Origin of the sequence: Amycolatopsis halotolerans (genome assembly GCF_042647905.1) — a bacterium.
GTDB lineage: Bacteria > Actinomycetota > Actinomycetes > Mycobacteriales > Pseudonocardiaceae > Amycolatopsis > Amycolatopsis halotolerans.
The window spans coordinates 20,608-42,922 of sequence record NZ_JBHRWI010000061.1 but is presented as its reverse complement, the minus strand read 5'-3'; the positions used below and the strand labels follow the sequence as shown (position 1 = coordinate 42,922).

27 protein-coding genes and 1 pseudogene are annotated in these 22,315 nt (G+C 69.5%); 15 read left to right on the top strand and 13 right to left on the bottom strand.

Annotated elements, in window-relative coordinates:
• Positions 1 to 57: 57 nt before the first annotated feature.
• Complete coding sequence (locus ACFORO_RS39025) at positions 58 to 540, bottom strand: DoxX family protein (protein WP_377871547.1); 483 nt, start codon at positions 538 to 540, stop codon at positions 58 to 60.
• A 203-nt stretch (positions 541 to 743) separates the two neighbouring features.
• Here ACFORO_RS39025 and ACFORO_RS39020 point away from each other — a divergent pair, with 203 nt between their 5' ends.
• From ACFORO_RS39020 to ACFORO_RS39010, 3 genes are all read left to right on the top strand, one after another.
• Positions 744 to 1,235, top strand: coding sequence for a COG4315 family predicted lipoprotein (locus tag ACFORO_RS39020; RefSeq protein WP_377871549.1), 492 nt, complete (start codon positions 744 to 746; stop codon positions 1,233 to 1,235).
• A 143-nt stretch (positions 1,236 to 1,378) separates the two neighbouring features.
• A complete protein-coding gene (locus ACFORO_RS39015) occupies positions 1,379 to 2,581 on the top strand; it encodes an NAD(P)/FAD-dependent oxidoreductase (protein WP_377871550.1) in 1,203 nt (400 codons plus the stop codon).
• A gap of 54 nt (positions 2,582 to 2,635) precedes the next feature.
• Positions 2,636 to 2,995, top strand: coding sequence for a hypothetical protein (locus tag ACFORO_RS39010; protein WP_377871551.1), 360 nt, complete (start codon positions 2,636 to 2,638; stop codon positions 2,993 to 2,995).
• Here the strand turns inward: ACFORO_RS39010 and ACFORO_RS39005 are convergent.
• Positions 2,992 to 3,546: a TetR/AcrR family transcriptional regulator gene (locus tag ACFORO_RS39005; protein WP_377871552.1), complete on the bottom strand. Its 555-nt coding sequence runs from the start codon at positions 3,544 to 3,546 to the stop codon at positions 2,992 to 2,994. The genes ACFORO_RS39010 and ACFORO_RS39005 overlap by 4 nt on opposite strands.
• A 65-nt stretch (positions 3,547 to 3,611) precedes the next feature.
• On the opposite strand from ACFORO_RS39005, the gene ACFORO_RS39000 reads away from it, so the two are divergent.
• Positions 3,612 to 4,073 carry a cupin domain-containing protein gene (locus ACFORO_RS39000; protein WP_354745615.1) on the top strand — a complete coding sequence of 154 codons (462 nt, stop codon included), beginning with the start codon at positions 3,612 to 3,614 and terminating at the stop codon, positions 4,071 to 4,073.
• On the opposite strand, the gene ACFORO_RS38995 is transcribed toward ACFORO_RS39000, so the two are convergent.
• From ACFORO_RS38995 to ACFORO_RS38980, 4 genes are all read right to left on the bottom strand, one after another.
• On the bottom strand, positions 4,054 to 4,671 hold the full coding sequence (locus ACFORO_RS38995) for a hypothetical protein (protein ID WP_377871553.1): 618 nt from the start codon (positions 4,669 to 4,671) through the stop codon (positions 4,054 to 4,056). The two genes, ACFORO_RS39000 and ACFORO_RS38995, sit on opposite strands and share 20 nt — an antisense overlap.
• Before the next feature lie 249 nt (positions 4,672 to 4,920).
• Complete coding sequence (locus ACFORO_RS38990; RefSeq protein WP_377871554.1) at positions 4,921 to 5,154, bottom strand: hypothetical protein; 234 nt, start codon at positions 5,152 to 5,154, stop codon at positions 4,921 to 4,923.
• Between the two features lie 11 nt (positions 5,155 to 5,165).
• Positions 5,166 to 6,779 (bottom strand): hypothetical protein, encoded by a 1,614-nt coding sequence (locus ACFORO_RS38985; protein WP_377871555.1) that lies wholly within the window; start codon positions 6,777 to 6,779, stop codon positions 5,166 to 5,168.
• On the bottom strand, positions 6,772 to 7,014 hold the full coding sequence (locus ACFORO_RS38980) for a hypothetical protein (RefSeq protein WP_377871557.1): 243 nt from the start codon (positions 7,012 to 7,014) through the stop codon (positions 6,772 to 6,774). Before ACFORO_RS38980 ends, ACFORO_RS38985 begins: the two co-directional genes overlap by 8 nt.
• 483 nt (positions 7,015 to 7,497) lie before the next feature.
• Between ACFORO_RS38980 and ACFORO_RS38975 the strand changes: the two genes are divergently transcribed.
• Positions 7,498 to 8,031 carry a hypothetical protein gene (locus ACFORO_RS38975; RefSeq protein ID WP_354745624.1) on the top strand — a complete coding sequence of 178 codons (534 nt, stop codon included), beginning with the start codon at positions 7,498 to 7,500 and terminating at the stop codon, positions 8,029 to 8,031.
• Between the two features lie 97 nt (positions 8,032 to 8,128).
• Here the strand turns inward: ACFORO_RS38975 and ACFORO_RS38970 are convergent, their stop codons facing one another.
• Positions 8,129 to 8,344, bottom strand: a complete 216-nt coding sequence (locus ACFORO_RS38970) for a hypothetical protein (protein ID WP_377871559.1) — start codon at positions 8,342 to 8,344, stop codon at positions 8,129 to 8,131.
• A 430-nt stretch (positions 8,345 to 8,774) separates the two neighbouring features.
• Between ACFORO_RS38970 and ACFORO_RS38965 the strand changes: the two are divergent.
• Both ACFORO_RS38965 and ACFORO_RS38960 read left to right on the top strand, forming a co-directional pair.
• Positions 8,775 to 8,966, top strand: a pseudogene (locus tag ACFORO_RS38965) (SDR family oxidoreductase); the annotation flags it as partial.
• A 77-nt stretch (positions 8,967 to 9,043) separates the two neighbouring features.
• Entirely contained in the window at positions 9,044 to 9,673 is a 630-nt protein-coding gene (locus tag ACFORO_RS38960; RefSeq protein ID WP_377871560.1) for a phosphoribosyltransferase, read from the top strand.
• On the opposite strand, the gene ACFORO_RS38955 is transcribed toward ACFORO_RS38960, so the two are convergent.
• Positions 9,674 to 10,669: an inorganic phosphate transporter gene (locus tag ACFORO_RS38955; RefSeq protein ID WP_377871561.1), complete on the bottom strand. Its 996-nt coding sequence runs from the start codon at positions 10,667 to 10,669 to the stop codon at positions 9,674 to 9,676. It abuts the gene before it with no gap.
• The gene (locus ACFORO_RS38950; protein ID WP_377871562.1) at positions 10,670 to 11,284 is read right to left on the bottom strand and encodes a DUF47 domain-containing protein; all 615 of its coding nucleotides are present in this window, start codon (positions 11,282 to 11,284) and stop codon (positions 10,670 to 10,672) included.
• A gap of 102 nt (positions 11,285 to 11,386) precedes the next feature.
• Between ACFORO_RS38950 and ku the strand changes: the two genes are divergently transcribed.
• A complete protein-coding gene (gene ku, locus ACFORO_RS38945) occupies positions 11,387 to 12,286 on the top strand; it encodes a non-homologous end joining protein Ku (RefSeq protein ID WP_377871563.1) in 900 nt (299 codons plus the stop codon).
• A gap of 357 nt (positions 12,287 to 12,643) precedes the next feature.
• On the opposite strand, the gene ACFORO_RS38940 is transcribed toward ku, so the two are convergent.
• On the bottom strand, positions 12,644 to 14,596 hold the full coding sequence (locus ACFORO_RS38940) for an aconitate hydratase (protein ID WP_377871564.1): 1,953 nt from the start codon (positions 14,594 to 14,596) through the stop codon (positions 12,644 to 12,646).
• A 98-nt stretch (positions 14,597 to 14,694) separates the two neighbouring features.
• On the opposite strand from ACFORO_RS38940, the gene ACFORO_RS38935 reads away from it, so the two are divergent.
• Positions 14,695 to 15,030 carry a plasmid stabilization protein gene (locus tag ACFORO_RS38935; protein ID WP_354745640.1) on the top strand — a complete coding sequence of 112 codons (336 nt, stop codon included), beginning with the start codon at positions 14,695 to 14,697 and terminating at the stop codon, positions 15,028 to 15,030.
• Between the two features lie 147 nt (positions 15,031 to 15,177).
• Positions 15,178 to 15,480, top strand: a complete 303-nt coding sequence (locus ACFORO_RS38930) for a hypothetical protein (RefSeq protein ID WP_377871565.1) — start codon at positions 15,178 to 15,180, stop codon at positions 15,478 to 15,480.
• 61 nt (positions 15,481 to 15,541) lie between these two features.
• On the opposite strand, the gene ACFORO_RS38925 is transcribed toward ACFORO_RS38930, so the two are convergent.
• Positions 15,542 to 16,399: an SDR family oxidoreductase gene (locus ACFORO_RS38925; RefSeq protein ID WP_377871566.1), complete on the bottom strand. Its 858-nt coding sequence runs from the start codon at positions 16,397 to 16,399 to the stop codon at positions 15,542 to 15,544.
• A 356-nt stretch (positions 16,400 to 16,755) separates the two neighbouring features.
• On the opposite strand from ACFORO_RS38925, the gene ACFORO_RS38920 reads away from it, so the two are divergent.
• From ACFORO_RS38920 to ACFORO_RS38900, 5 genes are all read left to right on the top strand, one after another.
• Positions 16,756 to 17,166, top strand: a complete 411-nt coding sequence (locus ACFORO_RS38920; protein WP_377871567.1) for a phage holin family protein — start codon at positions 16,756 to 16,758, stop codon at positions 17,164 to 17,166.
• Positions 17,163 to 17,483: a DUF3618 domain-containing protein gene (locus tag ACFORO_RS38915; RefSeq protein ID WP_377871569.1), complete on the top strand. Its 321-nt coding sequence runs from the start codon at positions 17,163 to 17,165 to the stop codon at positions 17,481 to 17,483. Before ACFORO_RS38920 ends, ACFORO_RS38915 begins: the two co-directional genes overlap by 4 nt.
• Positions 17,477 to 17,779, top strand: coding sequence for a DUF3040 domain-containing protein (locus tag ACFORO_RS38910; RefSeq protein ID WP_377871570.1), 303 nt, complete (start codon positions 17,477 to 17,479; stop codon positions 17,777 to 17,779). Before ACFORO_RS38915 ends, ACFORO_RS38910 begins: the two co-directional genes overlap by 7 nt.
• Positions 17,780 to 17,842: 63 nt before the next feature.
• Positions 17,843 to 19,633 (top strand): APC family permease, encoded by a 1,791-nt coding sequence (locus ACFORO_RS38905; RefSeq protein WP_377871571.1) that lies wholly within the window; start codon positions 17,843 to 17,845, stop codon positions 19,631 to 19,633.
• A 206-nt stretch (positions 19,634 to 19,839) separates the two neighbouring features.
• On the top strand, positions 19,840 to 20,988 hold the full coding sequence (locus ACFORO_RS38900) for a hypothetical protein (protein ID WP_354745654.1): 1,149 nt from the start codon (positions 19,840 to 19,842) through the stop codon (positions 20,986 to 20,988).
• Between the two features lie 57 nt (positions 20,989 to 21,045).
• On the opposite strand, the gene ACFORO_RS38895 is transcribed toward ACFORO_RS38900, so the two are convergent.
• Positions 21,046 to 21,396 carry a darcynin family protein gene (locus ACFORO_RS38895; protein WP_377871572.1) on the bottom strand — a complete coding sequence of 117 codons (351 nt, stop codon included), beginning with the start codon at positions 21,394 to 21,396 and terminating at the stop codon, positions 21,046 to 21,048.
• A gap of 16 nt (positions 21,397 to 21,412) precedes the next feature.
• Entirely contained in the window at positions 21,413 to 22,294 is an 882-nt protein-coding gene (locus ACFORO_RS38890) for an NAD(P)H-binding protein (protein ID WP_377871574.1), read from the bottom strand.
• Positions 22,295 to 22,315 lie beyond the last annotated feature (21 nt).

Sequence of the window (22,315 nt, the reverse complement as noted above, 5' to 3'; positions counted from 1 at the left end):
CAAAGGCGCGCGTCCGGCGGATCGCAGTCCGCCGGACGCGCGCCTTTCGCACACGCCCTAGTCGCGCGCCCCAGGATTCGCCGGAACCGCGCCGTTCACCACGACACCCAGTGGTCGCGCGCCGCGAGCCTCCTCCGGTGCCTTCCGGAACACCGCATCAAGCGCCAGCGCACCCGGCCCCGTGAACACCAGCAACAGGAACGCCCAGCAGAACATCGCCGCCGACTCGCCGTGGTTCTGCAGCGGCAGCAACCCGTCCGGCTGGTGGACGACGAAGTACGCGTACGCCATCGAGCCCGACGCGAGCAACGCCGCGATCCGAGTGCCCACGCCGAAGGCCACCAAAAGGCCGCCCACAAGCTGGATCACCGCCGCGTACCAGGACGGCCATACGCCCACCGCGACCGTTCCGCCCTTCGGGCCGCCGCCGAAAATCCCGAACAGCGCCGCCGCGCCGTGGGCCGCGAAGAGCAGGCCTACGACGATGCGGAACAGGCCGAGCACGAACGGGACGACCCGGTCGAGCACACGCTCTGGCATGGGTCCTCCTCGGAGAGTGACTAAGGTAAGGCTTGCCATACCGTACGTGCCGGGGTTCCTCCCGTCCAGACGCTGTGACGCTCGCTAAATCGGGCTGAACCGTTCCGGCGCCGGCCGCGTGTCGAGGTAAGGGCACCACCCACGCACGGTTGGAGGCTGGGATGAAGGTCAAAATTCGGGCAACCCCAAGAACTTTCGGACTGGTGGCCGCACTGGCCGCGGCGGGCTTGTTCGCCGCGGCGTGCGGCGGCAACAACGGCACCAGCGGCAACAGCGGCGCCAACGGGAGCACGGCCGCACCGCCGACGCATTTGACCGACAGCAACAGCGACACGATCTACTTGTTCGCCGCGGACCACGACGGCCAGTCCGTCTGCACCGCCAGCTGCGCGAGCTACTGGCCCCCGGTCAAGGCGGGCACCCAGCTCACCGGACCCGCCCAGGGCGGCCTCGGCTCGATCACCCGGCAGGACGGGTCCAAGCAGGAAACGCTCGACGGGCATCCGCTGTACCGCTACCTCGGCGACCACTCCCCGGGCCAGACCAACGGCCAGGGCCTGAACCTCAGCGGCGGGCTGTGGTGGATGGTCTCGCCGGGCGGCGTCGCGATCACCGGCACGGCAGCGCCCAGCACCGCGCCATCGGGCACCGGCGGGTACAGCGGGGGCGGCTACACCGGCGGCGGGTACGGCTGAGCAGCGAGGTAACGCCTTTCCGGGTAGGCGCAGTCTCAATGGGGTACCTCTGATCAGGGCGCCTTGACCGCGCTCCCGAATAAGACCAAACTTCGCTAGTGATATAAGTACTCCCGTCGTCCCCGCATCGAAGGAGTTCGTCAGTGACCTCGTCGTTCGTCATCATCGGAGCCGGGCTGGCCGGAGCCAAAGCCGCGGAAGCGTTGCGCGACAAGGGTTTCGACGGGAAAATCACCATCGTCGGCGACGAGCGGCACCTCCCCTACGAGCGTCCGCCGCTGTCGAAGGACTACCTCGCGGGCAACACCGACGCCGAAAGCTTCCAGGTGCACGACGCCGCGTGGTACGCCGAAAAGAACGTCGAGCTGCGCCAGGGCGTCAAGGCGACCGCGATCGCGCGGGACGAGAAGCAGGTGAGGCTCGACGACGGCACCAGCCTCGGCTACGACAAGCTCCTGCTGGCCACCGGCGCGAGCCCGCGCGTGCTGCCGGACACCGCGGGGATCCACTACCTGCGCCGGATCGAGGACTCCGACCGGCTCCGCGAGCTGTTCGGCACCGCGGCCAAGCTGGTGGTCGTCGGCGGCGGCTGGATCGGCCTCGAAGCGACCGCCGCCGCGCGTCAGGCCGGGGTGGAGGTCACCGTCGTCGAGGCACTCGAGCTGCCGCTGATCACCGCGCTCGGCCGACAGGTCGCGCCGGTGTTCGCCGACCTGCACCGCGCGCACGGCGTCGACCTGCGGCTCGGCGTCCAGGTCGAGCACATCTCCAACGGCGGCCAGGGCAAGCGGATCCGCCTGGGCGACGGCAGCGTCCTCGAGGCGGACGCCGTGCTCGCCGGGATCGGCGCGAAGCCGAACGTCGAATTGGCCGAGGCGGCCGGCCTCCGCGTCGACAACGGCGTGGTGACCGACGCCAGCCTGCGCACGAGCGACCCGGACATCTTCGCCGCGGGCGACGTCGCGAACGCCTATCACCCGTTCCTGGGCAAGCACCTGCGCGTCGAGCACTGGGCGAACGCGCTCAACCAGCCCGCCGTGGCCGCGGGCGGGATGCTCGGCCAGGAAGAGTCCTACGACGAGCTGCCGTACTTCTTCACCGACCAGTACGACCTCGGCATGGAATACCTCGGCACCATCGAGGGCCACGACCGCGTCGTCTTCCGCGGCGACGTGGCCGGGCGCGAGTTCATCGCCTTCTGGCTCAAGGAAAACCGCGTGCTGGCCGGGATGAACGTCAACGTCTGGGACGTCACGGACCCGATCAAGGCGCTCATCCGGTCCGGCAAGGCGGTGGACCCGGAGCGGCTGGCCGACCCCGGGGTTCCGCTGGAGGACCTCGCCTGATTTCGGTGCCCGCGGGCCGCTCCGTCTCCGGGGCGGCCCGCTAGGCTTTTCGCCGTGGGGACTGAAATCCTTTCCGACGGCTGGGACTCTTCGTACTACGTCTTCCGAACCTCGGCGTTCGACGCGATGTTCCTCGTCGGCGGCGGGGAGGACCCCGACGAGGTGGACAACGTCGACGTCGAGGTCCGCTATCCCGACGGCTCCCGGTGGAGCGCGACGATGTTCACCCTCGACGAGGTCGACCGGATCATGCGCCGCTGGGAAAGCACCGGCGAGTGCGCCGGTGGCAGCTACTTCGGCTGTGTCGATCAGGTGATCGTCCGCGAACCCGGCGTGCGCAAGATGACCGCCGTGCTGATCGCGATGCACGACTACGGCGAACTCACGTCCCATCTGATGCGCTTGGACGACTAGTCCCGGGGCAGCAACCCCTCCAACGCCAGCTCCACAAACCGCCGCCAGTCCCCGCTCCCCGTGCGGACCACCGACGACAGGCAGCCGACCAGCAGGTACACGTCGCCGACCGTGCAATCCGCGCGGAGCACCCCCGCCGCCTGGTCCGCCGCGATCGCTTGCGCCACCACGGTTTCCAGCTCGACCAAGGCATCGCCGCGCGGTTCGCTCCCCGCCGACCCGCGCGCCGTCTCGATGGCGGACGACAGCGCCCGGTCCCCGGACAGCACCTCGCCGACGTGCCGCAGATAGCGGTTGACCCCGGATTTCCCGTCGCGGCACCGCTTCCGCGCGTACTCCGCGATCTCGGCGAACCGCTGCTCCGCCAACGCTTCCACGAGCGCCCGCCGGTCCGGGAAATTCCGGTACACCGTCCCGACGCCCACTCCGGCGACCCGCGCGATCTCCGGCAGCTGGACCTCGTCGTGCTCGGCGAGCAGCGTGCGGGCCGCCTCCAGCACGCGTGCCCGGTTGCGTTCCGCGTCCGCCCTCGGCTTGCGCTCCGTTGACAACCTACGCCCTCCTCTGGTTAATCTGGAAACGGACTCCGCTTCCACTACGTTCGAGAGGATACCCCATGACGAAGGACCGCTTCCTGCTGCTGCAGCCCGGCGAGGCGCGCCCGGGCCGGGTGCCGCTGCCGCCCGCGTTCGCGGTGAAGGCGATGACGGGCGACACCGAAACCCGGTTCTCCCTGATGGAGGTGACGCTGGCCCGCGACATCCCGCGCCACGTCCACCACGAGGCCGACGAATGCATTTACGTCTTGGAAGGCGAACTGGGCATCGACTTCGCCGACGAGACGCATGTCGCGACGAAGGGCATGTTCGTGCTGCTGCCGCACGGGGTCCCGCACGCGCTGCGGGCGGTGTCGGACCCCGCGCCGCGACTGCTGCAGATCTCCTCGCCCGGCGGGTGGGAGCACTATCTGGAGGATCTGTTCGAGGCCGGGCCCGCGGTGCTGACGGACGGCGCGGTGGACCCGGTGAAGATCAATCCGGTCGCGGCCCGGTACTCGATCACCTACGAGGAGAGCTGATTCCCCGTCGGTGCTGCAGCACCGGCCAGACCGCCGCCGGATGACAGTGCTCCGGGCACGCGAGCAAGTACAGTGCGTTGCCGAGAAACAGCACGTAGGCGTAGGAATAGGAGCTGTCCGGCTGTTCAGGCTGGCCGGGGCGGCTCTCGAACCCGACGTCCTCCGGCAGGCCGCACAAGAACAGCATCTCGGCGCCGCACGCGCAGCGGTGGCTTTCCGGATCCTGCTGCCAGCGCGGCAGCCCGCCGACCTTGAACTCGCCCCGGCCGACGCTCAGCTCGGTGTGCGTTTCGCCGGGGAGGTCGGTCCGCCACACGGTCTCCGTCTCGGGCTCCGGATGGAGCACCAGCCCGCGGCCGAGAAGATGCGGTTCCTCCGCGTCGGCCGGACCGGTCGCGTCCCGGTGCAGCATGATCCGCCAGAACGCCCCGGGGTGACCCCAAATCCGCGGTTCTTCCCAGTAGCGCTCCGGAAACTGCTGCGAGTCTTCCCGCAGACAGGCAGCGTCGTTGTGCACCGGGCACTGGAACACGAGCAGGTGGTCGCCGCCGAACCGCGGGATGTCCGGCGGGACGTCCAACTGGAAGAAGAGCACCATGCGCCGCAGTAGCACTCCGGCCAGCCCTCGCCCGCGGGCAGGATCGGCCTGTCGCCGAAGGTATTCCGGGAACCGGGTCCGGCCGGAGCGCGCGGGGCTTCCACCAGATACATCGGAACGTCAGAGCGGCGAATCTCGGACGACGGCTCGAAGACAGTCATCGAACCAGCCTAGGGCGGCGCGAGATTCCCGTCTGGCTTTCCGCGCTAAAACGGGCACCGGTCCGAAAACCGGTGCCCGCCCAACCGCTCACACCGTCCGCAACCGCCGCCACTCCCACGCGGCCAGCCCGGCGAACAACACCGTCGCCACGCAAGCGACAGCCGTCACGAACCACTCGGCTTCCCCGCCACCGCCGTCCGGAGAAGCGCCGGTCGTGCGCTCGATCCAGTCCGGAACCGTCAACGTCAGCACCAGCGCGACGGCGCTGAGCGCGGCAAGCCCGGCCTCGGCCGCGATGCGGAGCTTTTGTGCAGTGTTCATGAGAGCCTCCCTCAGTACTTCGCCGCGTTGAGGCGCGTCCGCCAGGTGTTGCCCGCGCCGGCGTATTCGCCGTAGCTCCACACGGTCCGGGAATCCGACGGGTCCCGGCCGATGCCGAAGTAGTCGCCCCATCTGCCGCCGGTGTAGGCGCTCTGCCCGGCGATCACCGAAGCACTGCCCTGCAACGTGCCCGGCGGGTCGGTGGCGAGGCGGCCGGTCTGGCGGAAGTGGCCGTACTCGTCGGCGGCGGACCGGCCGAACGCCACGTGGGCGTTGCGGGAGATGTCGGTCTGGATCGCCGGGAAGAAGTAGTGCCTGCCGGGTGCGCCGAACGCGCCCTGTTGCGCGATCGAGTGGCTGGGCACGTCGATTTCGTACCACTGCACCACGGACCGCGCCTCGGAGTCGCCCGGCCAGCTGTACGCGGAGGTGTGCGTGGTCCACAACCGCTGGGTCCGGCCCGCCGCTTGGAAGACCCCGTTGAGCAGCCGAGTGTCGTTCGTGGCGATTCTCGTTGTCCCGCCGTCCTTTTGCACCGCGCCGGGCGGCAGGTTGTAGCTGCGGCAGGTGACGGCGGCCGAGGAGAGCGACGGCGCGCCGCCGGACCACAGGCCGAGCGGGTTCGACAGCGTCCAGAGGGTCAGGCTCGACCCCGACGGGAACAGCGAGTTCACCAGGTAGGCGCGTGGATTCCCGCCCACGCCTTGGAAATGGCAGCACGGCTGCACCGAGAACGCGGCACTGCGGTCCGGGTTCTTCAGGCCCCAGAAGTCCCACCAGCGGATGGTGTGGCCCCCGCCCGCACCGCCGCCGTACAGCTCCGCCTTGTTGAAGATCCGCAGTTTCGCGTAGGCGAACCCGCCGCCGAAGGCGAATTGGTTGGTGGACACGTAAATCGCCTGGGAGTCGAAGCCCAGCATCGGGAAGTCCGACCAGTTGGCGGTGGCCGTGGAGCCGTTCGAGGTCGCGTCGGTGCTCCAGATCCAGTATCCGCCCGCCGGGTCGCCGGTCTGCGAGACGCCGAGCATGATCCAGGAGCCCTGCGGGTTCGCGCGCCGGGCGGCGATGCAGACGACCCACCGGCCGCTGTAGTGGTCGTACGCGAGTTTCGGGTCGAAAAGCTGTGCGCCGGCAGGCAGAACCGGGTTGAACATCGCGGTGAAGTTCGCCCAGCGGAACTGTTGCAGGCCGGTCTTGTCGTAGCCGACCAGGTCGACGTTGACCGCTGCCATCACCTGCTTCGGGCCGACCGCGACTGTGCAGTCCGGCGGGCGGAAGGCGGTTTGCGAAATCCCCTCGAAGCTCGCCGACGCCGCCGGGGCCAGCCCCTCGACGATCTCGTCCTCCGGCGGATTTTCCTCCGACAGCTCGACCGCCGCTTCCTCGTCGAGCTGCACGCCGAGCGCGTCCTCCGGTGCCAGCGCTTCCGGACTGTGCTCCCGCGCCCCGGTCTTCAGCTGGTCGTATTCCTCGACCGGCACCGGAAACCGCTGCGCGAACAACGGAGACCGGTCCGGCGACGGCGGTTCGGCGAGCAGTTCGCCGACCGTCAGGTCCGCCATCTCCCGCGACGCGCCGCCGGCCGTTTCGCCGGCTTGGCCCTCGAGCACCTGTGCTTCAGGCATCACGGTGATCACCCTCTTCCTCCGCGGCCTCGTCGCCGGCCCGTGCCGGGGCGTCGGCCTCCTCCTCCCGATCGCGGTGCCGCCGCGCGGCCGCCTTCAGCCGCTCCATCTCGGCGGCCGGAACCGGCATCCCGATCGGAATCTCGTACCCCGATTCCGGTCCGGCGGGCGCGTTTTCGCCCGCCGGACCGCTTTCCGCTCCCTCGCCGCGTCCCGCACCGGACCGTTCGCTCATCGCTCACCCCCGGGAAATCCGCCGGAAAGATCGATTCCGGCGGCGTCCACGAAAAAGGTCGCACAACGACCGGGAACAGATACCGGCGCGCCGCAACCTTCAACCGAACGGCGCAGCGGAAATCGATTGCACCATTTTTTCCCCGATTCCCCGGGAAGGCGCATAAAAACCGACCGGAAACGGTTTCGAAGAACCTTTCCAAGAGCCGGGAGCTTGCGGCCCACCCCTGCCCCGTACGCCCGAATGCTGGCGGATCAAGCTGTTTTAGGCCGTTCACCCGCGCTTGACCGGGTTGCGCCGCATTCGCTGATCATCTCGCGCGAAAGCCGCTTCGCAACCCCGGATTTACGTCCACCTTGTGCATTTTGTCGCCCGACAAGTTGAGCGCCCGGTTAATTCTTCACTCATTCCTTCGAAGGTAGGTACCGCGATAACCCGGTCTCGGCGGACGCTGGCGCGACCGTGCCCGAGGAGGAGATTTCCATGTCCCGACTTGCCCGTTTCGCCGCGCCTGCCGTCATTCTGGCCGGTTCGCTCGCTTTGGTCGCGCCGGCCGCGCACGCCGACGTCCAGCACTCGCTCGCCGCGAAGTGCTCGCAGTCCTATCTCCCGCTCCCCGACCCGGCCTGCACGCCCGGCGCGACCAACCCGGACGTCACCCAGGACACCATCGACGACACGATCTGCGTCTCCGGCTGGACGGCCACCATCCGCCCGCCGACGAGCTACACCAACAAGCTCAAGAAGCAGGGCATCATCGACTACGGCTACTCCGACACCTCGCTCAGCTCCTACGAGGAGGACCACTTCCTGCCGCTCGAACTGGGCGGCGCGCCGAAGGACCCGAAGAACCTCTGGCCCGAACCGCACGACGGCGACCAGAACTCCTACAGCAAGGATTCCGTCGAGAACGCGGTGAAGAAGGCGGTGTGCGCGGGGAAAGCCACGCTGGCCGACGCACAGCACGCCATGCTCACGAACTGGACCACCGCGGAATCGGTGCTGGGCATCGACTGATCTGGGGTTTCAGCTTTCCGTGAAGGGCTCCCTGAAGGAATCTGATTCCTTCAGGGAGCCCTTCACGGACCTTTGCCGCCCCGCGACGGGGCAGCTCTCAGCGTTCGGCGGGCCGCGTAAGCATCGCCAGCCGAGGACGTCGCGTCTCCCCCAGCCCCGGCCCCGGCCGATGCGCGCGGCACACCGTGCACACCACGGCGTGGCTGACCGGCGTCCCGTCCTCCTGGACCAGCCTGCCCACGTGCACCGCCTCGCGGCCGCACTGTCCACAGGGGACGGTCGCGCTCTCCGGGTCCACCAGCAGCCTGCTCATCTCGTGCTCCCTCCGTAGGTTCTCCGGCGATTGCGCTCGCCCGCCCGGTTACCCTTCGCCTTCCCGGGCAAACCGGACGCTTCCGCCTTTCCGGTTTGCCCTGGCCAGAAGCGGGTAAGCCGTCGGCCAGGGCGGAAGGGAGCGGGCGATGGCCGTGCACCGGCAGCCGGATCCCCATCGGACGCCGCGGTCGATGGAACGGGAGCTTTTCGCCACCGACGCGCTGTGGGTGCGCCGCGCGTGGCCGGTGGCGTGCTGGGCCCTCACCGCGATCGCCGCCGGGTTCGTGGCCTGCGGGATCGTCTTTCCGCCGGAGGCGCCGCTCGGCTTCGTGCTGGCCGCGGTCGCGGTGTGCGGGCACGTTGCCCGCCAGGAGTGTATGCGTCCGCCGACCCGCCGGGCTCCCGGTCCGGGGAAAGGATTCCCATGCCGCCGGGTCACCGAGGTGACCTATCTCGGTTTCGGCCACGGCGCAATGGCCGCCCTCGAACGCATGATCGTCCAGGTCGGTTCGGCGCTCGCGTATCGCGGAATCCCGTTGCAGAGCGCGTACTGCGGGGCCAAAAACACGATTCAAGGCTTCAATGAAGCGCTTCGCTGCGAACTGCCCCACGAGCGCAGCGGAACTCAACTGTTGTGCCGCACCGTGCAGTCCATAAAGGACATTCGATTCCGCCGGGCTGCGAAGAAGGTCTGGCAGTGAAACCGTTCCGGAACCGAGCCGACGCGGGCATCCAGCTTGCCGCCGTACTGGCCTGGCGGGATTGGACCGACCCGGTCGTCTTCGGGCTCGTCCGCGGCGGTCTGCCGGTCGCCGCACCGGTGGCCCGGGAGTTGGACGCACCGCTGGAACTCCTGGTCGCCCGCAAGATCGGCGCACCGGGACGGCCGGAACTCGGCCTCGGCGCCGTCGCGGCAGACGGGACGCCGTTCTTCGACCGCGCCGGGCTGCGCGCACTCGGGCTGACGACCGACGACGTCGCCCATCTCGTCGATCGCGCCCGCACCGAAGCCCGCGACCAGGTCCGCCGTTACCTGGGCGGTCGCGTCCCGCGCTCACCGGCCGGACGCGACGTGGTGGTGGTCGACGACGGCGTGGCCACCGGCGGGACCGCGATCGCCGGGCTGCGGGCCCTTCGCTCGTACGCACCGCTGCGGCGGGTCTTCGCCGCTCCGGTCGGCGCGCCCTCCGCACTGGACAAGCTGGCTCGCGAGGCCGACGAGCTGGTGTGTCTGCAGGAGCCGGAGGAATTCCGCGCGGTCGGCGAGTTCTATGCGGACTTCAGCCCGACCAGCGACGACGAGGTCCTCGCCCTCGTGCCCAAGTGATCAGCCGAACGCCGACAAGACCCAGAAGGCCAGCGCCGCGACCCCCGCCGCGGCCGGGAACGTGAGCACCCACCCCAGCACGATGTCGCGCGCGATCCCCCACCGCACCGCCGAAAGCCGCCGCGTCGCGCCGACTCCCATTACCGCCGCGGTGATCACGTGCGCGGTCGAAATCGGTGCCTTCACCGCAAAAGCGGTCAGGTACAGCACCGAAGCCCCCACCGATTCCGCGACAAACCCGTGCGGCGGATCGAGCGGGAACACCCGGCGGCCGAGGGTCCGCATGATCCGCAGGCCGCCCGAGCAAGTCCCGAGCGACAGCGCCCCGGCGCACACCAGCGTCACCCACAGGGGCACCGAAAACGTGTTCTGCTTCCCCGCCGCGATCAGCGCCAGGACGAGCACGCCCATCCCCTTCTGCGCGTCCTGCAACCCGTGCCCGAGCGCCAGCGCCGAGGCCGACACGATCTGCAGCCGCCGGAACACCCGGCCGCTGCGGTGCGGATTCGCCCGCCGCAGCAACCACAGCACCGCCACCATCGCCGCGTAGCCGAGCACGAGCCCGAGCAGCGGCGAAGCGACCATCGGCAGCAGCACCTTCTCCACGATGCCGGTCCAGTGCACCGTGCTCGCCGCGGCCAGCGCGGCCCCGACCATGCCGCCGATCAGCGAATGCGACGACGAGGACGGCAGCCCGAAATACCAGGTCACCAGGTTCCACGCGATCGCGCCGACCAGCGCGGCGAGCACCACGGTCAGCGCGCCAGGACCGGCCGGGACGTCGATGATTCCTTTCGCGACCGTCGCGGCGATCCCGGTCGACAGCAGCGCTCCGGCCAGGTTCATCACCGCGGCCAGCACCAGCGCGGTGCGCAGCGGGAGCGCCCGCGTCGACACCGCGCTGGCGATGGCGTTGGCCGCGTCGTGGAAACCGTTGGTGTAGTCGAAGAAAATCGTCAGCGCCACGACCGCGACCAGCGCGGCGGTGCCGTCCACTCAGGACTCCTTGACCGCGATCGTCTGCACCACGTCCGCGACGTGCTCGAATCCGTCGGCCGCCAGTTCGAACTGTTCGACGACTTCCTTCGCCTTGAGCACTTCGAGCGCGTCGGCCCCGGGCTGGAAGAGGTCGGCGAGCATCCGCCGGTAGGTGTGGTCCGCCTCGTTCTCGAGCGCGTTGATCTCGATCCAGTACGGCGAGAGCTCGCCGACCTTCGCCAGCCCCGGCATCGCTTCCGCGGTCAGCTCCGCGGCGCGGCACAGCACCCGCAGCATCCCCTTGGTGCCCGGCGGAAACTCCTCGAGCCGGTACAGCACCGCGAGGTCGGCGGCAGTGTCCACAAAGTCCAGGACGTCGTCGATCCGCGCGGCCAGCGCCTGGATGTCCTCGCGGTCGAACGGGGTGACGAACGTGCTGTTCAGCTCGACCATGATGGTGTGCGTCAGGTCGTCGCCGGCGTGTTCGACCTCGTGCAGCCGGGCCGCGATCGCCTCCCGCTCTCCAGGCGGCGCCTCGGTGAGGTCGCGCAGCAGCGCGGTGGCGGTGACGAGGTTCGCCGCCGCGTCCGCGAGCAGCTGGAAGAACTGGCTTCCGCGAGGTTTTATGCGCATCGGAAGATCAGTTACCCCGAATGCCCCGCGGTTACACCGGCGCGGTGTGCCGGATGCCCGCATCGGGTACCCAGCGGGCAACCAGGGAGGAAGGAGGGGCAGATGCGTCCGGTCTGGCAGGGTTCGCTGTCGTTCGGCCTGGTGAACGTCCCGGTGCGGATGTACAAGGCGGTCGAGGACCACGCGGTGCACTTCACGCAGTTCCAGCGCGGGACCCGGGACCGCATCCGCTACCGGCGGGTCAACGAGCGGACCGGCGACGAGGTGCCCTACGACGACATCGTGCGCGGCCGGGAGGTCGGCGACGACGAGTACGTGCTGGTCGAGCAGGAGGAACTGGACGAGATCGCACCGGGCCGGTCGCGCTCGCTCGAGGTGGAGAGCTTCGTGGACCTCGCCGAGGTCGACCCGGTGTACTTCGACCGCGCCTACTGGCTCGCGCCCGCCAAGGAAGAGGCACAGCGCCCGTACGTGCTGCTGCTCGACGCGCTCGCCCGCCGGGACAAGGCCGCCGTCGCGAAGTTCGTCTTCCACGGCCGCGAACACCTCGCGCTCGCCCGCGCGGGCGACGGCGTGATCGTGCTCAACACGCTGCATTACGCCGCCGAGGTGCGCAGCGCGGACGACGTGCCGCAGCTGCCCGCCAAGGCCAAGACCAATCAGAAGGAGCTGGACCTCGCGGTCAAGCTGATCGACGCGATGTCCGGGCCGTGGCAGCACGAGGAGTTCCACGACACCTACCGCGAGCGGGTGGAGGAGCTGATCGAGGCGAAGCAGGCCGGGAACACCGTGACGCCCGCCGCCGAGCCGGAGCAGCCGACGAAGGTGGTCGACCTGATGGAGGCGCTGGCCAAGAGCGTACGCGGCAGCCGTCGGCCGCGTACTCCGGATCTGTCGGAGCTGTCCAAGACGGAGCTGCAGAAGCTGGCTAAGGAGCGCGACGTCAAGGGGCGTTCGAAGATGTCGCGCGCTGTTTTGGAGGCTGCGCTGAAGGCCTCCTGACCAGGTAGGAAGTACGTGAGGGGAACCCTGAGGGAATCTGATTCCCTCAGGGTTCCCCTCACGTACGCCTGGCCTCGCCCAGGTCCTTCGACCTGGGCAAAACTGCACCCGCAGCGCCGCCTTAAGCCACGGGCATCGGGGCAGTAGTCCGTGAGGGGCCCCTTGAGGGAATCCGATTCCCTCAAGGGGCCCCTCACGGACTTCAAGACTCGGTCACATGGCGATAAATAGAGCATTTCGACACCAGGTAAGTCCTTTGTGGATGGTCAGCAGGCCGAGGTCTCGGCACCTAAGTTCCCGGCATCGACTCTGAATCGCTCATCAAGGTTCCCCTCAAGTACTTCTGCCGAAGCGGCCTCAGTGCAGCGCCCGCGCCAGCTGCGGAATTCGCCCGCCAGCCAGCAGCACGTCGACCTGGCGCGGCGACAGCTGATGCCTCGCCTGGTACTCCTCGCCCCGCGTCTGATTCCGCACGGTGAACTCCGCCGTCTCCGCCAGCCGATGCAGCCCGGACACGCACAGCACGTCGTCGCGCTGGATCTTCTCGCCGTCCTCCGGCTCGGCGAATTCGAGCGGCAGCACCCCGAAGTTGACCAGGTTCTGCCAGTGAATCCGCGCGAACGACCGAGCCAAAACCACCCGCAGGCCCAGGTAGCGAGCGGTGATCGCGGCGTGCTCCCGCGACGAGCCCTGTCCGTAGTTCTCCCCCGCCACCACGAAATGCTCCGGGCTGTCGGCCGCGCGCTTCGGGTAGTCCTCGTCAATCCGGGTGAACGTGAACTCGGACAGCTTGGGGATGTTCGAGCGGTACGGCAGCGCGCGTGCGCCGGCGGGCGAGATTTCGTCGGTCGACACGTCGTCTCCGGCCTTCAGCAGGACCGGGCCCTCGATCTCGTCCGGCAGCGGCTCAAAGTCCGGCAGCCCGGCGACGTTCGGGCCCTTCACCAGTTCCTCCCGCAACGCCTCGTCCTCGGGCAGCGGGGCGGTGAAGACGCGCGGGTCGGCCGCCGAACGAGCCGGTCCGGAAACCCGCGGGTGGGCGAGGTGGTGGACGGCGGCGTAGTCGCGCGGATCGGTCAGCACGCCGGTCAGCGCCGACACCGCGGCGGTTTCCGGCGAGCACAGCCAGACCGAATCGTCCGAGGCGCCGGACCGGCCGGGGAAGTTCCGCGGGAACGTGCGCAGCGAGTTCGTGCCGGGCGCGGGCGCCTGGCCCATCCCGATGCAGCCGAGGCAGCCCGCCTGGTGTACCCGGGCCCCGGCCGCGACGAGGTCGGTGAGGTGCCCGCTGCGGGCCAGTTCGACGAGGATCTGCCGCGAGGTCGGGTTGACGTCGAAGCTGACCGAATCGGCCGTCTGCCTGCCCCGGACGGTGGCCGCGGCGACGGCGAAGTCCCGGAACCCGGGGTTGGCCGACGAACCGATCACCACCTGCCCCACCGGAGTCCCCGACACCTCCCGCACCGGAACCACGTTGCCGGGCGAAGACGGCTTGGCAACCAGCGGCTCCACAGTGGACAGATCGATCTCGTCTTCGATGTCGTAGGAAGCGTCACGTCCGGCGCGCAGGTCCTGGAAGTCGTGTTCGCGACCCTCCGCCCGCAGGAACGCGCGGATCGCCTCGTCGGCCGGGAACACCGTCGCGGTCGCGCCCAGCTCGGCGCCCATGTTCGCGATCACGTGCCGGTCCATCGCGCTCAGGCAGGCCAGCCCCGGCCCGTGGTACTCGATGATCCGGTGCCGCCCGCCGCTCACGCCGTGCCGCCGCAGCATCTCCAGCACTATGTCCTTAGCGGACACCCACGGCGGCAGCTCGTTGTCCAGCCGGACGCCCCAGATCTCCGGCATCCGCAGGTAGAGCGGCTCCCCGGCGATGGCCAGCGCCACCTCGAGGCCGCCGACCCCCACCGCGAGCATGCCCAGCGCACCGGCCGCGCAGGTGTGCGAATCGGACCCGGCGAGGCTCTTGCCCGGGACGCCGAACCGCTCCATGTGCGTCGGATGCGAAACCCCGTTGCCCGCTTTGGAGAACCACAGCCCGAACCGGCGGCAGGCCGAGCGCAGGTAAGCGTGGTCCTCGGCGTTCTTCTCGTCCGCCTGCAGCAGGTTGTGATCGACGTACTGGACGCTCAGCCCGGTCCGCGCGCGGTCGAGCCCGAGCGCCTCCAGCTCCTGCATCACGAGCGTGCCCGTGGCGTCCTGAGTCAGCGTTTGATCGACCCGCAGGCCGATCTCGGTCCCGGGTTCGAGCCGGCCGGCGACCAGGTGCTCGGCCAGCAGCCGCCCGGCGAGAGTCTGTTCGCGTCCCACCCTCGGGCGAGTACCCGTTTCCGGCGCGGCGAACCGCGATGTTTCCGCCCCGCGGGCGCGGGCAATCCGGGGATCAAGAACGGCGGAAGGAGACTGGGATGCCGCAGCAGGCTTGGAGTTCGAAACGCGAACGGCAGTACCAGCACATCGAGGAGTCGCAAGAGGAGCGCGGCGCGAGCGAGAAGCGCGCCAAGGAGATCGCCGCCCGCACGGTGAACAAGAACCGGGCGCAGTCGGGCGAATCGGACCGCGCGAGCAAGACCTCGGTGCGCGACAAATCGCCGCAGCAGCGCGGCGGGCACCGCTCCGGCAAGCGGCTCGGGCCCGGCGGCCCGACGCGCGACCAGCTCTACAACGAGGCGAAGCAGCGCAATATCCACGGCCGGTCCACGATGACGAAGAAGGAACTGGCGAAGGCGCTGGGCCGGGGCTGACTCCACCGCGATGAACCAGCGCCCGATCCTCGGCGACCTGCACACCTCGGCGTTGGTGTCGCGGGAAGGGGTGATCGAGTGGCTTGTGCCTGCCGCGGTTCGACTCCCCCGCGTGCTTCGCCGCGCTGCTGCACGACGAGCGCGCGGGTGTGGGAGCTCGCGGACGGCGGACCGGCGACCCGCCGCGGTCACGTCGGCGATTCCCTCGTCCTGGCCAGCGAATGGGAGTCGGCCGAGGGTGCCGTCCGCGTGCTCGACTTCACGCCGCCGCGCGACGGGGCGGCGGATGTCATCCGGATCGTGGAAGGCTCCGCGGCCGGGTCTGGACTTGTCTGCGGCGGCCTCGACCTCAGCGGCGGCCGGGTCGCCCCGTCGATGTCCACTGCCGGACTCGGGCTGCGCCTGCACGCCGACGCCGCCGCCGAGTACGCGGTCGAGGAGGGCCGATGAGCACCGCCGAACCGCTCGCCACCGGATTCCCTCAAGGAGCCCTTCACGGACCGGACCGCAGCTATCCGCCCGGGACCGTCTCGCCGCCCAGAGCGGCCAGCACCTCACCGCTGTAGTACGACGACAGCCGATTCGACGCGAGGAACACGTACGACGGCGCGAGATCGTCCGGATGCGCCGCCCGCTGGAACGGTGCCTGCAGACCGAATTTCTCCACCTTCTCCGGCGGGAACGTCGACGGGATCAGCGGCGTCCACACCGGACCCGGCGCGACGCAGTTCACCCTGATCCCCCGGTCGGCCAGCGCCTGCGCCATCGCGTACGTCCAGGAGTGGATCGCGCCCTTCGTCGCCGAGTAGTCGATGAGGGTTTTGTTGCCGCGCAAGCCGTTCACCGAACCGGTGTTGATGATGACGTCGCCGTCGCCGAGATGCGGCAACGCGGCGGCGGTCACCCGGAAGTAGCTGTGCAGGTTCACGTCGAACGTGTGCATCCATTGCTCTTCGGTCAGGTCCTCGGGACTGTCGACCGGCCATTGCGTCGCCGCGTTGTTGACCAGGATGTCCAGACCGTCCAATTCGGACAGCGTGTGCCCGACGATGTCCCGGCACTGGCTCGCCTCGGCGAGATCACCGGGCAGCAGCAAGCATTCCCGCCCCTCGGCGCGCACCCGATCGGCCGTGTACTCGGCGTCTTCGTGCTCGTTGAGGTACGAGATCGCGACGTCCGCGCCTTCTTTCGCGAAGGCGATCGCGACCGCGCGACCGATGCCGGAGTCGCCGCCGGTGATCAGCGCGCGTTGTCCGGCGAGCAGGCCGCGGCCCTCGTAGTCGGTCATCGAATCGCGCGGCTGCGGGTCCATTTCCGCGGTGGTGCCCGGCGGGTCCTGCTGCTGCGGCGGTCGGATGCGGTCTGCCATGCGGGAGTCCTCCCCGGAAGGTCGGTGCCGTCGCCGTCCGGCTACCCGCTCCGGAGCACTTCAATCACACGAACGGCCGCGCAACCGTTCCCCTGCGACGGTTGCGCGGCCCCTCGCCCCCTGGCCCGCTCTGCGGATGCGCGGCGGTTACCCCGCTCCGCGACCAGCAAACCCGGGGACGATCAGTAATCGTGCGACATCGCCTCGGCCAGCACGCCGGTCTCCGGATCGGGCATGGCGCGGGCGGCGTCCGCCTGCCCTGAACCGTACGCTCCGCAAGGCGTACGCCGAGCTGGAATCGGCCCGTTTCGCCGTCCCCAGGCCGGGTACGCCTCGAGCAGGAAGGAGGAAGAACCGTGCTGGAGGAAATGAACCGGACTCCCCCGCGGGAGAAGTCCACCGCGGACCTCGCGGCCGATCTGACCACTTCCCTCAAACGCCTGCTCCAAGACGAATTCCGCCTGCCGCTGGCCGAACTGCAGACGAAGGGCAAGCGCTTCGGCATCGGGGCCGGTCTCGTCGGGTTCGCCGGGATCCTGGCGCTCTTCGGCGGCGCGACGCTGATCGCCGCGGCGGTGCTCGGCCTCGCGCTCGTGCTGCCCGGCTGGCTCGCCGCGGTGCTCGTCGGGGCCGCGCTGCTGCTGGTCGCGGGGCTCGCCGCGCTGGTCGGCGGCAAGGAGGCGAGCCGCGCCGGCGGGCCGGCGCCGGAGGAGTCCGTGGACAGGGTGCGCGAGGACGTCGAGACGATGAAGCAGGTGCGGTCATGACGGAACGCAAGGTGGAAGAGGCCCGCGCGGACCGGGACGTCACCCGCGAGGAACTGGCCGAAACGCTGGACGCGCTGGGGCACAAGCTGGACGTCCGGACGCGCGCCGGCGAAAAGGTCGACGAGACGATCGACCGGGCGGCCGAACAGGTGGAGAAGACCGTCTCGGCCCCGGCCGCGGAGAAGGTCCGCGCCGGTGCGGAGGCCGTCCGGAGCAACCCGCTCCCGCTGTTCGCGGCGGTTTTCGGCGGCGTGTTCGTGCTGCGGTTCCTGATCCGCCGCCGGCACGCGCACCGGAAGCAGGGCGGCGCATGCTGACCGACCGGGAACAGCGTGCCCTGAACGAAATCGAGCGCGATTTGCGCGCGACGGATCCGCGGCTCGGCGCGAAGCTGGACCGCGGATCCGGCCGTCTCCACCCGCACCGCCGCCGCTCCGCGCTGGAGATCCTGGCGACGATCACCAGCGTCGTGCTGATCGCGACCGGCGCGTTCGACTCGCGGCCGGGCATGATCGTGGCGGGGGTCGTCGGCCTCGCGGTGCTCCTGGGCGGGCCGTTCGCGGTGCGGCACTGGAAAGCCGGCTCTCGCGCCGACCCGCCGGGCGTTCGCTAGATCACTGTCAGGAAACCGTCAACGACCGCCCCGCGAGCGCGTCCCGGGGGCCAGCCTGACCGGGTGACCGCAACTCTGTCCCGCCCGGAAACGCCGCGAACCGCCGACCGGCACCGGCTTTCCGTCGTCGGCGGCCTCGCCGCGCTGTCCCTCGACGCGATGGCGTCGGTCGCCTACGGGCCCGAGGCGATCGTGCTCGTCTTGGCCGTCGCCGGCGGAACGGGGCTCGGCTTCACGCTGCCCGTCACGCTCGCGATCGCCATCCTGCTCGCCGTGCTGACCCTCTCGTATCGGCAGGTCATCGCCGCGTTCCCGGACGGCGGCGGGGCCTACGGCGTCAGCCGCACCCACCTCGGCCGCCGCGCTTCGCTGGTCGCGGCCGCGTCGCTGATCGTCGACTACGTGCTGAACGTCGCGGTGTCCGTCGCCGCCGGAGTCGCCGCGCTGACGTCGGCGTTTCCCGAGTTGCTGCCGTACAAGCTGTGGCTCTGTCTCGGCGTGCTCGTGCTGATCACCGGCATCAACCTCCGCGGCATCGCCGAGAGCGCGCGGGCGTTCATCGTGCCGACCGCGGTGTTCGTCGGCTCGATCCTCACCGTCGTCGTAGTCGGTCTCTTCCGCAGCACTCCGGCCGCGAGCGTCGCCAGCGGGTACCTCCCCAGCCTTCAGACCGTCGGAATCCTGTTGCTGCTCAAGGCTTTCGCCAACGGCTGTGCCGCGCTGACCGGCGTCGAGGCGATCGCCAACGCGGTCCCGTCCTTCCGCAAACCGCGCGTGCGCCGGGCGCAGCGAGCGGAGGTCGCACTCGGCGGCCTGCTCGCGGTGATGCTGCTCGGGATCGCCGTGCTGATCGGGAAGTTCTCAATCCACCCGGTCGACGGCGTGACCGTGCTGTCGCAGGTGACCGCCGCGTCGCTCGGGAACGGTTTCGGTTACTACGTAGTGCAATTCTCCACCGTGGTCCTGCTGGCACTGGCCGCGAACACTTCCTTCGGCGGGCTTCCGGTGCTGGCGCAACTGCTCGCGAAACACAACAACCTGCCGCACGTTTTCGCCTTGCGCGCCGAGCGCCAGGTATACCGCTACGGCGTCGGTTTCCTCGCCATCGCTTCGGCTTTGCTGCTGATTCTCGCGAATGGCGACATGAACACCCTGGTGCCGCTGTTCGCGATCGGCGTGTTCGTAGGTTTCACGCTTTCGCAGATCGGAATGGTGCGGCATTGGTTCGGCGCCCGCCCGCGCGGCTGGCGAGGAAAGGCCGCGCTCAACGGTTTCGGCGCGCTGCTCACCGGACTCGCCGCGATCGTCGTCACCGCGACGAAGTTCGGCGAAGGCGGCTGGCTGATCGTGGTCGCGCTGCCGGTGCTCGTGCTGCTGATGGAATGGGTCCACCGCAATTACCGCCGCATCGGCGACCGTCTCGAACTCGGGCGCGTCCCTCCCCCGCCGCGACCCAACCGGTCGCTGGTGGTCGTCCCGGTCCACACGGTGTCCCGGCTGACCCGCGACGCGCTCGCCGCCGCGCTGTCGCTCGGCGAGCACGTCGAGGCCGTGTACGTGACACATCCCGAGGAGGAGGAGTCCGCGCGCGAGTTCGTCGAAGCGTGGGACCGCTGGCATCCGGACGTCACGCTGGTCCAGCTGCACGACGAACGCCGCCGCCTCGGCGAGCCGATCGCGGAACACCTCCGCCGGCACGCCGGATGCCACGTTTTCGTCCTGGTCGCCGAGGTCGAGCCGGAGCACTGCTGGCAGCGAGTCCTGCAGAACCGCCGCGGCGCGGTGCTGGCCCGGGTGCTGCGCCGCCGCTCGGAGGCGGTCGTCTGCCGGATGCGGTTCCGGGTCAAGGCTTAGCCCATTCCGTCCCGTTTTCCGGAATGCCCGTTTTCCCGGACCCGGCGGCGCGTTGCCCGATAGTACTTTCGGCCGATGTCCGCAGGGCGAAAACCCGCCGAAAGGCGTGGGCCATCCCGGGGGACTTTCCCTTGCCCCGGTTCCGGCGCCCAAGATCGTCTTAGGGTTGGGCGTATTCGTGATCTTGGAACCGGAATGAGGGGCCCATGCGGAAACGGACCAGAATTCTCGGCAGAACGCTCGCGGCGGCAGGCACCCTCGCGGCGCTGACGGTCGCCACGGCCGTGCCGGCGATCGCGGCGCCGCAGGCGAAAGCGGCCGAGCCGACCTCGGTCGAGCAGGACATCGCGCAGCTGTACCAGGACGTCGAAGACCTCTACAACGGGCTGCCCGCGAACGCGCTGCGCGGCGTCGACCCGCTGTTCGACTCGCCGGTGAAGCGGCCGGGCCAGCAGGCGCACGCCGCGCAGGGCCCGATCCCGGGCTGCACCGAGGGATCGCTGCTGACGTATGCGAACAAGCTCGCTTCCACGCTGACCCCGACCGAGGGCCAGGCGCTCAGCGCGCTGAGCGCGATCAGCCAGCTCTACACGCAGGCCGTCGCCAGCGACAAGACCCCGCAGGTCTTCGGCACCGACGGCCAGTACACGCCGCGCGCGGGCTCGACGATCGACAAGCTGCGCGGGTTCTGGGACATCGAGAGCTGGAACATCCAGCTGGTCGCCTGGAAGGGCACCGACCTGGGCAGCCAGGACCGCACGACGCAGACGTTCAAGCTCGGCCTCGACCCGAAGCGGGCCGCCGCGGCGGGCGCGCTCGCGACCAAGGTGCTCTACGAGGTCCCGGCCCTGCAGGGCGGCCGCAACCCGCTGCTGACCCTGAACGCGTTCTCCGCCCCGGCCGACAGCCTCGGCGGCAAGCGCGTCATGCTCGGCGACGGCCTGCTCGACGTGGTCAACCACCTCGGCTTCGACGACGTGTCGGTCGAAGCGGTCGTCGGCCACGAGTACGGCCACCAGGTCGACTTCGCGCACAACAACTACCCGCGCAACGAATCCTCCGAAATGGGCCCGGACGCGTACGGCGGCTACTTCGTCGCGCACGCCAAGGGCGAGGCGTGGAACGCCCGCGCCCAGCAGGAGGTCAGCTACCTCGACGCCTCCATCGGCGACTGCTTCCACAGCCACGGCACCCCCGACCAGCGCAAGGCCGCCGGCGCGTGGGGCGAGAAGCAGGCCGTGAGCCAGAACAACCCGAACCGGATCATCCCGTCCGCGACGATGATCGAAAAGTTCCAGAAGGAATACCCGAAGCTGATGCCGCCCGCCACGGCGGCACTGGCCTCGGCGCACTGATTCTCTTGAGGTGAAAGGCCCCGTCTCCGCTTCTGGGAGACGGGGCCTTTCACGTGCTCAGGTGGCGATGGTGGCCAACGGGTCCAGGCCATAGGTGCGGGCGTAGCCGTTCTCGGTGCCGACGAGCAGGTCGACGACCTCGAAATACCGGTCCCAGAACGGAGTTTCCCGCAACGCGTCGATCAACAGCTGGTAGGCGTCGTGGTCGTCGGCCTCCCAGACCCAGACGTCGGTGACGCGCGCGGAGTAGAACTCGGTGTCGTAGAAGCGCGACCGGACGCCCGTGGTTTTCGCCTCGATCGCCGGGACGACTTGGGCGGCGAAGGCGTCGGCCCGTTCCTGCGGGGTCAGGGCAAGCCATTCCGGCGTGGTCTTGACGAGCAGGAAGGCGGTGACCGGTGTTTCCATTGCTGTTCCTTGGAGGTCAGGCTTCGAAGGCAGGCTTGAGGATTTCGGCGCACCACTGTTCGAAAGTGGTCGGAGACGCGGTTTCCGCAGTGCGCGTGACACCGGCGTCGAGACCGTTGTCCTTGGCGTGCTTCATGTCCGCGATGCCGTGGACGAAGGTTTCGTTCAGCCCGTAGCCGATGAGCGTGCCGCGCAGGTCGTCCAGCGACTCGCGCTCGTAGCGGACCGGACGGCCCAGCTGCTCGGTCATGATCCGGGCGACATCGTTGGGGGACAGGTCTTCCGGCCCCAGAACCGGGACGTCGGCGAACCCGGTCCAGGACCGGTCCCGCAACAGCCGAGCGGCGACCGCGGCGATGTCCGCGACGGCGACGAGCGGAGCCTTGCGATCCGGGTCCAGTACGTCGGCGTAGACGCCCTTCTCCCAGATCGAGTCGACCTCCTCCAGCAGATTCTCGAAGAAGGACGGGTTGGCGAGCGCCCGATACGCGACCCCGGTCCCCGCGATGAGCTCGTCCGTCGCGAGCGACGCGGTGACGAGCCCCGCCTGATCGGCGACCGCCGTGCCGCGCCCGAGCGCCGAAACCCCGACGACATGCCCGACCCCGTGCGCGGCGAACGCCTTCGCCGCCGGGCCGGTAAAGCCGCTCCACCCGTCCGCCGGAGTCCGCGACGAATCCGGCGGGACGACCCAGAAGACGGCGTCCGCACCCGCGAAAGCCCGGTCGACCACGTCAGCGTCGCCGTGCGAACCGACGACCACCTCGACCCGTTCGCGCACCGGATCCGGCAGCCGCGCGGGATCGCGGACGATCACCCGCAGGTCCTCGCCCGCGTCGAACAGCAGGCTCAGCACGCGGCTGCCGATGTTTCCGGTAGGGGCAGTGATGACGATCATGAAAACCTCGTGAATTAGGAC

Excerpts from the sequence above, each read along its gene's own strand:
- ACFORO_RS39025 (WP_377871547.1), bottom strand. The coding sequence starts at position 540 with ATGCCAGAGCGTGTGCTCGACCGGGTCGTCCCGTTCGTGCTCGGCCTG.
- ACFORO_RS39000 (WP_354745615.1), top strand. The coding sequence starts at position 3,612 with ATGACGAAGGACCGCTTCCTGCTGCTGCAGCCCGGCGAGGCGCGCCCG.
- ACFORO_RS38995 (WP_377871553.1), bottom strand. The coding sequence starts at position 4,671 with ATGGTGCTCTTCTTCCAGTTGGACGTCCCGCCGGACATCCCGCGGTTC.
- ACFORO_RS38990 (WP_377871554.1), bottom strand. The coding sequence starts at position 5,154 with ATGAACACTGCACAAAAGCTCCGCATCGCGGCCGAGGCCGGGCTTGCC.
- ACFORO_RS38985 (WP_377871555.1), bottom strand. The coding sequence starts at position 6,779 with ATGCCTGAAGCACAGGTGCTCGAGGGCCAAGCCGGCGAAACGGCCGGC.
- ACFORO_RS38980 (WP_377871557.1), bottom strand. The coding sequence starts at position 7,014 with ATGAGCGAACGGTCCGGTGCGGGACGCGGCGAGGGAGCGGAAAGCGGT.
- ACFORO_RS38975 (WP_354745624.1), top strand. The coding sequence starts at position 7,498 with ATGTCCCGACTTGCCCGTTTCGCCGCGCCTGCCGTCATTCTGGCCGGT.
- ACFORO_RS38970 (WP_377871559.1), bottom strand. The coding sequence starts at position 8,344 with ATGAGCAGGCTGCTGGTGGACCCGGAGAGCGCGACCGTCCCCTGTGGA.
- ACFORO_RS38950 (WP_377871562.1), bottom strand. The coding sequence starts at position 11,284 with ATGCGCATAAAACCTCGCGGAAGCCAGTTCTTCCAGCTGCTCGCGGAC.
- ku (WP_377871563.1), top strand. The coding sequence starts at position 11,387 with ATGCGTCCGGTCTGGCAGGGTTCGCTGTCGTTCGGCCTGGTGAACGTC.
- ACFORO_RS38935 (WP_354745640.1), top strand. The coding sequence starts at position 14,695 with ATGCCGCAGCAGGCTTGGAGTTCGAAACGCGAACGGCAGTACCAGCAC.
- ACFORO_RS38925 (WP_377871566.1), bottom strand. The coding sequence starts at position 16,399 with ATGGCAGACCGCATCCGACCGCCGCAGCAGCAGGACCCGCCGGGCACC.
- ACFORO_RS38915 (WP_377871569.1), top strand. The coding sequence starts at position 17,163 with ATGACGGAACGCAAGGTGGAAGAGGCCCGCGCGGACCGGGACGTCACC.
- ACFORO_RS38910 (WP_377871570.1), top strand. The coding sequence starts at position 17,477 with ATGCTGACCGACCGGGAACAGCGTGCCCTGAACGAAATCGAGCGCGAT.
- ACFORO_RS38900 (WP_354745654.1), top strand. The coding sequence starts at position 19,840 with ATGCGGAAACGGACCAGAATTCTCGGCAGAACGCTCGCGGCGGCAGGC.
- ACFORO_RS38895 (WP_377871572.1), bottom strand. The coding sequence starts at position 21,396 with ATGGAAACACCGGTCACCGCCTTCCTGCTCGTCAAGACCACGCCGGAA.
- ACFORO_RS38890 (WP_377871574.1), bottom strand. The coding sequence starts at position 22,294 with ATGATCGTCATCACTGCCCCTACCGGAAACATCGGCAGCCGCGTGCTG.